This is a genomic window from Ghiorsea bivora, assembly GCF_000744415.1.
Lineage (GTDB): Bacteria > Pseudomonadota > Zetaproteobacteria > Mariprofundales > Mariprofundaceae > Ghiorsea > Ghiorsea bivora.
Window position 1 is genome coordinate 209,294 of the sequence record NZ_JQLW01000009.1, and the last position, 11,061, is coordinate 220,354.

The following is an 11,061-nucleotide window of genomic DNA, read 5'->3' on the forward strand; positions in this document are numbered from 1 at the left end:
AGGATAATTCATGTTTATCGAAACCAGACACCTTCGCAGCCTGCAAATCATTGCCCAAAGTCCTTCATTAGCTCATGCGGCAGAGCAACTTTATGTTACACAATCTGCATTATCACACCAAATCAAATCACTTGAATCTCACTTTAATACAAAGCTTTTTTTACGCGGCTGTAAACCACTTCGTTTAACCATCGCAGGGCAACGTTTGGTTGATTTGGCAAAAAATGTTTTACCCGAAATTATTCAAACTGAATACGAACTATCACGTATAGCGGGTGGCGAACTAGGGCGATTGCACATCACCATTGAGTGTCATGCCTGCTTTGAATGGTTAATTGGTACATTGGATATATACCGCAAGCAATGGCCAGACATTGAAGTTGACTTACGCATGGGCATGAGTTTTGATGCTATACCACCTTTATCACAAGGTGAAATAGACTTGGTTATCAGCTCTGACCCTGTGAAAGCGAAAGGGATTACCTTTGAACCCTTGTTTCCATATGAAGGCAGATTAGCCGTCTCGCCAGATCATATATTAGCAACAAAACCTTATATTCAACCTTCTGACCTCGTGGGTGAAACACTCATTACCTATCCTGTTCCGCGCGACAAGCTGGACATATTCAAACACTTTCTTACACCTGCTGGCATTGAACCATTTGCCGTTCGCAGCGCTGAATTGACGGCAATGATGTTACAATTGGTTGCGAGCAAACGAGGTGTAGCAGTTCTTCCTGATTGGGTATTGCATGAACCTATGCAATCAGGGCGCATACATTCATGCCCTCTTGGTGAGCAAGGGTTACACGGCATGCTTTATGCAGCCGTGCGTCATTCAGACCAAAAGTTACCCTTTGTCCAAAGCTTTATTGCATTGGCTTCGCAAGCGATTCAGCGGCATGAATAAGTGGTGTCACCAAGTTAAACCGCCTCCCGTTTGATATTCCGTGACTCGTGTTTCAAAGAAGTTTTTCTCTTTCTTGAGGTTGGCTTGTTCATCCAACCACGGCAAAGCATTGGTTGCATTGGGAAAGGGTTGCTCCATATCCAACTGCTTGGCACGCCGATTGGCAATAAAACGAAACTGATTGATATGGTCTTCAGCGCAATAACCCAGAATTGGCTCAGGCAATAAAAACTTAGCATAACCCAACTCAGCTTCTTCTGCCTCTAACCACATTTCACGCACCATATCTTTATCCAACTCAAGGTTTTCTTCGCGCATAATTTGGCGTACCACACGAATACCAAAACCCGCATGCATCACTTCATCACGCATAATATATTGCAATTGCTCAGCAGTACCCTTCATCAAACCACGACGTTGCAATGAAAAAATGGGTGAAAAACCATTGTAAAACCAGCTTCCTTCAAACACAGCCGCAAAGAAAAGGTAAGAAAGCACAAAATTATGCAACTCATCCCTGTCCGTAAAATCAATATCTGAACGCAACACCGAACTCATACGTTTATTCGCAATCTGAATTTTGTGATTAATCGCAGGTACAACGCGATAACGGTTATAAATTTCGCTTTGGTCGATGCCAATGGATTCAATACAATGTTGGTATGTCCAAGTATGCAATGCTTCTTCATAAACTTGGCGCGCTTGGTAAATTTGTAGCTCAGGTGCTGTCATTTTCTCCATCACCGCAAGCCCTATATTACGCATCGCCAAAATATCGGATGTGGTCAAATACGCGAGTACATTTTCATACACATGTTTTTCTTCCAGCGTTAGTTTATGATGATAATCATGCACATCTTGGTTCATATTGATGTCCAAAGGTGTCCAATGATTTTTATTGGCATTTAAAAAATACTGCCATGCCCAAGGGTAACGAAAAGGCGCAAGCTGATTAATATCACTCATGCCACCAATCACCCGCTTATCTTCTGGGCGAATGGGTTGTAAATCTTGCTGTGGTATATCTTCCACACTGGCTTCAGGTGAACTGTTTTGAACCGCAGGTGCAACCTTGCTTTTATGGCTATTTGTATCAAGTGGGTTATCCCAATTTAACATCGTCATACCCCCTTTATTGACACGCTTCACAATCAGGATCGAGGATAGAGCAAACTTTCGGCTCATCATCCACCTGTGTGATACTGTCTGTACTTTTCTCAACATGGGATGCACCCATAGAACGAAGGTAATAAGTGGTTTTCAAGCCGCGTACCCATGCCAGTTTATAAAGGTTATCCAACTTCTTACCCGATGGTTCTGCCATATAAAGATTCAGGCTTTGCGCTTGGTCTATCCATTTCTGACGACGGGAAGCCGCTTCAATCAACCAACGTGAATCAATTTCAAAAGCCGTGGCATATTTGGCTTTGATATGCTCAGGCACACGCTCCATGGCTTGCACCGAACCATCATAATATTTCAAATCATTGATCATCACTTCATCCCACAAACCCAAGGCTTTGAGGTCATCCGCAAGATAATTATTCATCACCACAAACTCACCTGATAAATTCGATTTTACATACAAATTCTGATAGCTGGGCTCAATGCTTTGCGATACGCCACAAATATTGGCAATGGTTGCCGTGGGTGCAATGGCAAGCACATTAGAATTACGCATGCCCTGTTGCTGCACTTTTTGGCGAAGACTATCCCAATCTTTGGTGGTTGATTCATCCACTTGTAAATATTGCTCACCACGTTCTTCTTTAAGCAGTGCCATCGAATCAATAGGCAAAATGCCTTTACTCCAAAGTGAGCCTTCAAAGCTGGCATAACGACCACGCTCTGCTGCCAAATCACTGGAAGCTTGAATCGCATGATAACTTACCACTTCCATACAGCGGTCAGCAAATTCCACTGCTTCTTCTGAGGCATAAGCAAGGTTTAGCTGATGCAAGGTATCTGTAAAACCCATAATGCCCATGCCTACAGGTCTATGCCGCAAGTTCGATTTCCGTGCTTGCGGCACACTGTAAAAGTTATAATCAATCACATTATCCAACATACGCATGGCTGTGGTAATCGTTTTTTTCAGTTTATCTTCATCCAAACCTGTGCCATCAACATTCACATGTTGGGCAAGATTCACCGAGCCAAGGTTACATACCGCAATTTCAGAGGCATTGGTATGCAGCGTGATTTCCGTGCAAAGGTTGGATGAATTGACCACACCCATATGTTGATTGGTATAACGAATATTACACGGGTCTTTGAAGGTGACCCAAGGATGCCCTGTTTCAAACAACATACCCAACATCTTACGCCACAATTCCAAGGCAGAGACTTCTTTGTGAATACGCAATTCACCACGCGCCGCCTTGGCTTCATAAGCCTTATATGCTGCTTCAAAAGCTTTACCCGTCAAACTATGCAAATCGGGTACTTCTTCAGGAGAAAAGAGTGTCCACATTTCTTCATTGGCAACGCGTTTCATGAACAAATCAGGAATCCAGTTGGCTGAATTCATATCATGGGCACGGCGACGTTCATCACCTGTATTTTTCCTTAAATCCAAGAAGTCTTCCACATCAATATGCCATGTTTCCAGATAAGCACACACAGCTCCCTTGCGTTTACCACCTTGATTGACTGCAACTGCCGTATCATTGGCAACTTTAAGGAAAGGAATCACCCCCTGTGATGCTCCATTTGTACCCTTAATATAAGCACCCAAACCACGTACTGATGTCCAATCATTGCCCAAGCCACCCGCATACTTGGATAACAAGGCATTATCTTTGAGTGCATCATAAATGCCATCCAAAGCATCGGGTACCGTGGTCAAATAACAGGATGACATTTGCGGGCGTAATGTGCCTGAGTTAAACAAGGTCGGGGTACTACTCATAAAATCAAAGGACGATAATAAGTTGTAAAACTCAATGGCGCGTTCTTCTCTATCCACTTCATTGATGGCTAAACCCATAGCAACACGCATAAAAAAGGCTTGTGGCAATTCAAAACGAATGCTGCCTGAATGTACAAAGTAGCGGTCATATAAGGTTTGCAAACCCAAGTAGTTGAATGTGTGGTCTTTATCTGCCTGAAGTGTCTGCCCCAAAGCTTGCAAATCATAGCGGGTTAATTCCTCATCCAAGAGTTCAAGTTCTACGGCTTTATGAATATAGGCAGGAAAATACTCAGCATACCGGCTTTGCATGTCTTGTTGTGATGCATATGTTGGCATGTTTTCAATAAAACTTAATGCTTCATAACGTGCATTATCCAAAAGAATACGCGCAGCCACTTCGCTGTATGCGGGGTCTTGCTCAATCATGGCTCTGGCACTCATCACCAATGCCAAGCGGTAATCAGCTTCTTTCATGCCATCAAATAAGTTGCGCTCAATGGCTTGCTGCAAAGCTTGTTGGTTTGCGCCTTCTAAATCATGTGTCGCTTCATCCAAAAGGGTTTGCAAGCGTTGCATGTCCAAAGGTTTACGCACACCATCTTCAGTTGTTATATGTAGCGTCTTATCCTTTGCACCCACGTCTTCTGTTTGTTTGGTTTCACGCTCCTCTGCCCGTGCAGCACGATATAACACATAGGCGCGTGCCACCTTATGATGCCCTTCCCGCATCAAGGCTAGCTCCACTTGGTCTTGAATATCTTCAATATGAATGGTGCTGTTTTCAGGCAGGCGACGTAACAATACTTTAACCACCTGAACGGTTAATTTTTCTACATTTTCATGCACACGTGCAGACGCTGCCGCAGCACTACCTTCTACAGCTAAAAATGCCTTGGTAATCGCCACCATAATTTTACTTTGGTTAAAAGGTGTAACTTTACCATTGCGGCGCATCACCAAGCAGTCAAAGCTATCACTAGATGCTTGATTTGGTGTCAATACGGGCTGTTGAGCCTCAGATAATATAACGATTTCATTTTGCATACAGGTTCTCCCTCTTTTTTCATCCAACAGGCGAAAAAGGAAGAACAGCAATAAAAGAAAAAAGGAGGAAACCCATTTTTACTACCACCCTGAACCTTGACGCGAGGTTGGGATACAATGCTGATTCAATCAGCGCATCATTTGGCAGGTATCGGACTTTAAGGCTTATGCCTTATTACCGTTGCGCGACAGTTCTGGATTTACACCAGATTCCCTTTATGAAACATATAAACACATGATATAGTGCTTAACCAAATAACATGGCGCAATATATGGTACACACTTTATAAATCAAGCCCTACATCCTGCATCTATCAATGGGAGAAAGACCCCACTTGCTAAGGAAGGCCTGATCAATGAAGCAGACTGTGATTCGAAATATTCAAAATCAAGGCGTAAATCGCCCGTAATCACAGGTCTATTGCGAAGATTTGCAACGCAGAGTTTGGACATTTCGGGCACAAGGTGCGAATTTATGCTTTTATTCAGACCTTCCCTAGGCAAGCTGGTTAAACTTTGTCAGAGTTCGCCTATGCGTATAGTTTGTCCTGAATGCCATGCTGCTTATCAAGTAGGTGCGATTATTAAAAATGCCATTTTGGTATGCCATCGCTGCAATACTGAATTTGATACATATGGCAACAAAATCGCTGAAGGCAATAAAACGGCAGGGGTCTTTAAAAAACAAGAGGAACACGCCCCTACCTTTGGCGTAAAAGACCTCATTCAAGCAGGTATGGGCGGCAAAAAAGAATACATTTGGTTATGGATGATTCTCATTCTCTCAGCTTTAATATTTACGGGCATTGCAGTGCAATGGGAACATTGGAAGTTCAATAGTATTGCCCGTGCTGTAAGCATAGAAACCAACCAAGATGCCCCCATCTTGGATAGAGACTGGAAAATCATCGCTAATACAGTACAAAGCCAATGGCTCAAACGCAAAGATGGTAGCTTGGCGTTGGTGATTGAAGGGCAAGTACAAAACCTTGTGGGCACCGCCCTACCCCCACCTGAAATCAAAATCACTTTTGTCACCCAAATTGGTCAAAATATTGAAATGGTATCCCCCATCACTGAACCAGCGGACTTAGAAACCTTGCAAAAGGTACCTTTTATGTCACCACCTGTTGATAAAACCCCTGTACCCATGTTATCCACGCGCGGTTTTTTACTGTTGATTGAAGAAGCCCCGCAAACCACACAATATATATTACTTCATGCTGTGCCCTCTCAGAGAAAAAGTGCGCAAAAACTATAATTTTTTTACCTATAGTTTTTTCTTTGTAACTTGGTTGCTCACCACAACCTCTGCGATAGCGAATGAGCGTATACTTGCCCTAGCACCACATATCTGCGAAACATTGTATGCCATTGGCGCAGGGCAAGATGTGGTGGGGTCTGTAAGTTATTGCGATTATCCAGAAGCTGCAAAAAAGCTACCTAGAGTGGGCGCATACAATCGTATTAATGTGGAAGCTGCCATGGCTTTAAAACCGACGATGGCGATTGTGATGAATATACAAACACCAGGTATCAAGCTGCTGGAAACACTGGGTGTAAAAATCGTGCAAAGTTATCCACAAAAGGTGGATGAAGTGATTGCCGATATTCGCCGCTTGGGCAAACGCACGGGACATGAGCAACAAGCCACAACACTGGCTGATGATTTACAGCAACGATTAGATAAACTTCAAAGGCAGCAGACAAAAACGCCTGTATTTTATGAAATTTGGGCAGACCCTTTATTAACCGCAGGGCAACATACGTTTATTGATGATGTATTAACCCAGCTTGGTTTGTTTAATGTGTTTGGCGATGTTGCACTTGAAGCGCCGCGAGTAAATGTTGAAGCTGTAATTGCAGCCAAACCGCAACTAATTATTGTACCTTCAGAAAATCGAGACCTCAAAAAACGAACTGCTTTTTGGCACAAGTGGTTGGGTGAAGATATTCAGGTCATTACAGTCAACCCTGACCTTGTACATAGACCAGGTCCTCGATTATTGGATGGTATGGAATACCTGCAAGAGCAATTGAATGTTAAACATTAAGGAAAACCCTTGGTTATTACTGATAACCCTGTTGGCTGTAAGCATCACGATTGCTTGGGTCTTGTTAGGTATGGGCGAACACTGGATTAACCCATTTAACCCAAGTAATGAAATGGATTCACGCATTCTTTGGGAGCTGCGTTCGCCTAGATTGCTCACTGCATTTGCGGTTGGTGGCATGTTGGCACTGGCAGGAGCTTGGTTTCAAGTTCTTTTAGGCAACCCCTTGGCAGAGCCTTATGTTTTGGGTGTGGCAGGAAGTGCAGCAGTGGGGGCAGTGTCTGCGATGGCATGGATGCCCGATACCACTTGGGCAGTATCTTTGGGCGCATTTATTGGCGCGTGGGTGGGCATTGCGATTGTACTTTCGTTTTCACATTTGGGCTCGGTTCGTTTGCTACTGGCAGGCGTGGTTTTGGCTGCATTTTGGGCTGCGATTTTAATGCTGTTGATTGCATTGTTGCCTGAGCGCGGCGTGGTAAGAGCTTATGCATGGATGATGGGTGATTTATCGAACTCTGCATTGCCTGTTTGGTCGCTATTATTGACTTGGGTCTTGGCGTTGGTTTGTGGTTTAGTCCTTTCATTGGCTTTGGATAAGTTATTATTGGGTGAAAAACATGCCGCATCACTTGGGGTGAATGTGCCACGATTACGCACCTTTTTATTATTGCTTGCCTCAGCCGTGACTGCCATAGCCGTGACTGCAGCAGGCACGATTGGATTTGTCGGTTTGGTTGTGCCGCATTTAATGCGTTTATTATTTGGCTCATTGCACAAAAGTGTATTGATTGCTTCGGCATTTGGCGGGGGCGTATTGTTGATGTTGGCAGACACCGCAGCGCGCACCGTGATTAGCCCAGCCGAGCTGCCTGTGGGCGTGCTTACGGCGATGATTGGTGTACCTGTATTCCTATGGCTTCTTTTAAAGCGGAACACATGATTAAAGTTCATAATTTAAACCTTAAACGCGGCAACAAACAGTTGATTTCCAATTTGATCATCCAAGTCAAAGGGGGAGATGTTGTGGTGGTCTTAGGGCCCAATGGTGCAGGAAAATCCACACTATTATTGGCTTTATCGGGTTTGCTCACTGATTTTAAAGGAAGCATTCGCTTTGATGATAAACCCATTGCCGACTGCACACACGCTGAGCTTGCTGGGCTTGTGGCATGGCAAGGCGAATTGCCGCCCACAGAATTTGGTTTAACTGTGCAGCAACGCTTGCAGCTTGCAGCAGCAGATGGAGCAGATAAGTTGGCAGAGGCATTGAATTACCTAGAACTAGAGCCACTGAAACATCGCGCTTTGGGCGAGCTATCCAGTGGTGAACGGCAACGGGTGGAAATTGCAGCATTGATGATGCGCGACTGCCCTGTGTGGCTGATGGATGAACCCACTGCTCACTTGGATATGAAACATCAGGTGGATTGCCTAAAACTGATAAAACAACAAGCTAAAAAAGGTCGTTTAATTTTTACCGTGCTGCATGATTTGCAACAAGCAGCAACAGTGGCAGATATGGTGGTCATATTGGATGGCAAAGGTGGTGTACAAGTCGGACAAGCCCAAGACTTACTTACAGCAGATAAGCTTGAACCTATTTTTAAAGTCAAACTGCAAGGTTCTGGGCGCAACCTTATGCCAAGTTATAATATAGAAGGTGATAAATATGAAGAAACGTGAAAATAGACAAGGTGTGATGGTGGTCAACACAGGCGAAGGCAAAGGTAAATCATCTTCTGCATTTGGTGTGGTGTTTCGCGCTGCGGGTTGGGGCATGAAAGTTTGTGTGATTCAATTTATCAAAGGGCAATGGAAAACAGGGGAACAAAAAGCTGCTGCCCAATTTGATAATATTGAGTGGCACGCCATGGGTGATGGTTTCACTTGGGACACCAAAAATCCTGAACAAGATATTAAAACCACCCAAGAAATTTGGGCATTTGCCCAAGAAAAAATCGCATCCCATGAATTTGATTTGGTGGTTTTGGATGAAATCAATTATTGCTGTGGTTATGGCTGGTTGGATGGCAAAGAGATTGTTGATTTCCTAGAAGCCAAGCGCCCAAATTGGATGCATTTGGTGTTTACTGGGCGCAATGCAGCCGAAGAAGTGGTTGCATATGCCGACACGGTGACAGAGATGAAACCCATCAAACATGCTTTTGATAAAGGCATCAAAGCTGCGCAAGGTATTGAATTTTAATGTATACCCTGCTTGCCCACGGCTCAAGCCATGCCAAACATGCAGAGCAAGTGAATGCTTTGGCAAGGCAAGTCGCATCCATCTTGGAAAAACACGTTGATGTGGCTTTTTTATCCGATAAGATCTTACCCAAAGATACAGACGTATTGCCGCTATTTTTGGGGCATGGCAAACATTTAAGGCAAGATGTGCCTGCGCTGATGCAAGCTTCCAAAGCCAGTGAACTGCCAGCACTTGCAGAAAAGGCCGATGACATCACCAAGCTGCTTGTCGAGCAACTTACGCAAACATCCAAACGCATTCATGTGTTATTTGTCGTCTATCAATTCACAGGTTTTGAAAAGCTTGTTGCTGCATTATATAAACAAGCCAAGGGTTGCTCCATGGCTGCGATGTCTGCATTGCATGGTACGCCAAATGTCAGCAGTGTATTGGAAAACATTAAAGCGCAAGGTGTCAAAAAAGTAATTGTGCAGCCTGTGTTGTTGTTTGATGGGCATAGCTTAGATATGTGTAAATCATTGGCAGCAGACATTGATATGGACATTGAAATCAAACCTGCATTGATTGAAACGGAAGGCTTTGCAGCTTTGGTTGCAGATATATTGAAGCAGGGTGTCTTGAAGCAAAGAGAAAAGGATACATGATGAAGAAGTTGGATAGCCCCTTAAATACTGGTGAAGTAGCATTGGTGGGCGCAGGGCCTGGCGATGCAAGTTTATTGACCTTTGCTGCACATAAACTCATCTCCGATTGCGATGTGATTGTGTATGATGCTTTGGTATCGGATGAAATTCTGGCATTGGCAGATGCAAATGCAGAATGTATTTGTGCGGGTAAACGTGGTGGACGTCCATCCACCAGCCAAGAAGATATTTGCGCCACATTGGTTGCGTTAGCGAAGCAAGGTAAACGTGTGGTTCGTCTTAAAGGTGGTGACCCCTTTGTTTTTGGTCGTGGCGGTGAAGAAATGCGCGCTTTGGCGGCTGCCAATATCCCTTTCCGTATTATCCCTGGTATCACATCAGGCATTGCCGCCCCTGCTCTTGCTGGTATCCCTGTAACCGATAGAACCGTAAATGCATCACTTGCCTTTCTAACAGGACACGAAGCCAGTGAAAACAGCCGTATGGATTGGAAAGCATTGGTTAAAGCCTTTCCTGTATTGGTCTTTTATATGGGTGCAAAAAATTTACCCCAAATCGCCACTCGCTTGATTGATGCAGGATTAAACGCAAATACATCCATCGCCATCATTCATTCCGCAGGAACACAAGACGAAACATGCGATACTGGCACATTATCTCAAGCCAAGTCTAAAACAATTATTGCCAAATCACCTGCGATTGTGGTGGTTGGTGATGTGGTAGATTGTCGGATTGATTGGCGAAATAAAGCTTAAAAAGATAGGTTCACGACTTTATTATTGAATTCACCTAAACATTCGCATATTGGAAATATGACTCTTGTAACTATTCGTCTGTAAACCGTTCATGATGAGTATCTTCAGGGTGATGTATTTGATGGTAAATATATTCACTAATGATTTTTTGTTCATCTCTAGAGTGTAAACAGTTTTGTGTATCAGCTTATCTCCTTGGGGAATATAAGCTGATACACAATCTAATTTACAGTCTCACCAAAGTAAAACCATCACTTTATCATGATAGTGTAACTTATACCCCCCCGTACATCTAAATTTTAAGTACAGTCAATTTTCAAAACATGGGTGTACACACACGATGTGAATCTGCTATTTATGAGGGCAACACCTTCATTTTTAACTTTCCGAAAATTCTGACACTACCTGTCTTTTCATCACTTAGCGCCCCACAATCCATGTAAACACCCCTCAAATGATTATTATAACACAGAGCGTGTTGCAGGGTTGTTGCAGGGTTGTTGCAGGGTTGTTGCAGGGTTGTTGCAG

Annotated in this window: 9 protein-coding genes, 1 pseudogene and 1 riboswitch; of the genes and pseudogenes, 8 read left to right on the top strand and 2 right to left on the bottom strand. The window is 43.7% G+C overall.

Translation table 11 applies throughout. The features are described from left to right. Positions 1–10: 10 nt before the first annotated feature. Complete coding sequence (locus tag DM09_RS08255; protein ID WP_038249738.1) at positions 11–910, top strand: LysR family transcriptional regulator; 900 nt, start codon at positions 11–13, stop codon at positions 908–910. Between the two features lie 6 nt (positions 911–916). On the opposite strand, the gene DM09_RS08260 is transcribed toward DM09_RS08255, so the two are convergent. Together DM09_RS08260 and DM09_RS08265 are read right to left on the bottom strand one after the other, a co-directional pair. Next, positions 917–2,029, bottom strand: a complete 1,113-nt coding sequence (locus tag DM09_RS08260) for a ribonucleotide-diphosphate reductase subunit beta (RefSeq protein WP_038249740.1) — start codon at positions 2,027–2,029, stop codon at positions 917–919. A gap of 13 nt (positions 2,030–2,042) precedes the next feature. Beyond that, a pseudogene (locus tag DM09_RS08265) lies at positions 2,043–4,781 on the bottom strand (ribonucleoside-diphosphate reductase subunit alpha); the annotation flags it as partial. Positions 4,782–4,994: 213 nt separating this feature from the next. Continuing rightward, a riboswitch (cobalamin riboswitch) is annotated at positions 4,995–5,139 on the bottom strand. Between the two features lie 204 nt (positions 5,140–5,343). On the opposite strand from DM09_RS08265, the gene DM09_RS08270 reads away from it, so the two are divergent. Genes DM09_RS08270 through cobA form a run of 7 tightly spaced genes read left to right on the top strand, consistent with a single transcriptional unit; the run spans position 5,344 to position 10,533 of the window. Next, positions 5,344–6,129 (top strand): zinc ribbon domain-containing protein, encoded by a 786-nt coding sequence (locus DM09_RS08270; protein ID WP_038249748.1) that lies wholly within the window; start codon positions 5,344–5,346, stop codon positions 6,127–6,129. Further along, complete coding sequence (locus DM09_RS08275; protein ID WP_232507788.1) at positions 6,113–6,922, top strand: helical backbone metal receptor; 810 nt, start codon at positions 6,113–6,115, stop codon at positions 6,920–6,922. Before DM09_RS08270 ends, DM09_RS08275 begins: the two co-directional genes overlap by 17 nt. Continuing rightward, positions 6,909–7,865 carry a FecCD family ABC transporter permease gene (locus DM09_RS08280; RefSeq protein WP_038249750.1) on the top strand — a complete coding sequence of 319 codons (957 nt, stop codon included), beginning with the start codon at positions 6,909–6,911 and terminating at the stop codon, positions 7,863–7,865. The genes DM09_RS08275 and DM09_RS08280 overlap by 14 nt, the downstream gene beginning before the upstream one ends. Further along, entirely contained in the window at positions 7,862–8,608 is a 747-nt protein-coding gene (locus tag DM09_RS08285; protein WP_038249752.1) for an ABC transporter ATP-binding protein, read from the top strand. The genes DM09_RS08280 and DM09_RS08285 overlap by 4 nt, the downstream gene beginning before the upstream one ends. Beyond that, the gene (gene cobO, locus DM09_RS08290) at positions 8,595–9,131 is read left to right on the top strand and encodes a cob(I)yrinic acid a,c-diamide adenosyltransferase (protein WP_038249756.1); all 537 of its coding nucleotides are present in this window, start codon (positions 8,595–8,597) and stop codon (positions 9,129–9,131) included. The genes DM09_RS08285 and cobO overlap by 14 nt, the downstream gene beginning before the upstream one ends. Continuing rightward, positions 9,131–9,778, top strand: a complete 648-nt coding sequence (locus DM09_RS08295; protein ID WP_038249758.1) for a CbiX/SirB N-terminal domain-containing protein — start codon at positions 9,131–9,133, stop codon at positions 9,776–9,778. Before cobO ends, DM09_RS08295 begins: the two co-directional genes overlap by 1 nt. Further along, on the top strand, positions 9,778–10,533 hold the full coding sequence (gene cobA, locus DM09_RS08300; protein WP_081881160.1) for a uroporphyrinogen-III C-methyltransferase: 756 nt from the start codon (positions 9,778–9,780) through the stop codon (positions 10,531–10,533). The genes DM09_RS08295 and cobA overlap by 1 nt, the downstream gene beginning before the upstream one ends. Positions 10,534–11,061: the final 528 nt, after the last annotated feature.

Excerpts from the sequence above, each read along its gene's own strand:
- DM09_RS08255 (WP_038249738.1), top strand. The coding sequence starts at position 11 with ATGTTTATCGAAACCAGACACCTTCGCAGCCTGCAAATCATTGCCCAA.
- DM09_RS08260 (WP_038249740.1), bottom strand. The coding sequence starts at position 2,029 with ATGTTAAATTGGGATAACCCACTTGATACAAATAGCCATAAAAGCAAG.
- DM09_RS08270 (WP_038249748.1), top strand. The coding sequence starts at position 5,344 with ATGCTTTTATTCAGACCTTCCCTAGGCAAGCTGGTTAAACTTTGTCAG.
- DM09_RS08280 (WP_038249750.1), top strand. The coding sequence starts at position 6,909 with ATGTTAAACATTAAGGAAAACCCTTGGTTATTACTGATAACCCTGTTG.
- DM09_RS08285 (WP_038249752.1), top strand. The coding sequence starts at position 7,862 with ATGATTAAAGTTCATAATTTAAACCTTAAACGCGGCAACAAACAGTTG.
- cobO (WP_038249756.1), top strand. The coding sequence starts at position 8,595 with ATGAAGAAACGTGAAAATAGACAAGGTGTGATGGTGGTCAACACAGGC.
- DM09_RS08295 (WP_038249758.1), top strand. The coding sequence starts at position 9,131 with ATGTATACCCTGCTTGCCCACGGCTCAAGCCATGCCAAACATGCAGAG.
- cobA (WP_081881160.1), top strand. The coding sequence starts at position 9,778 with ATGAAGAAGTTGGATAGCCCCTTAAATACTGGTGAAGTAGCATTGGTG.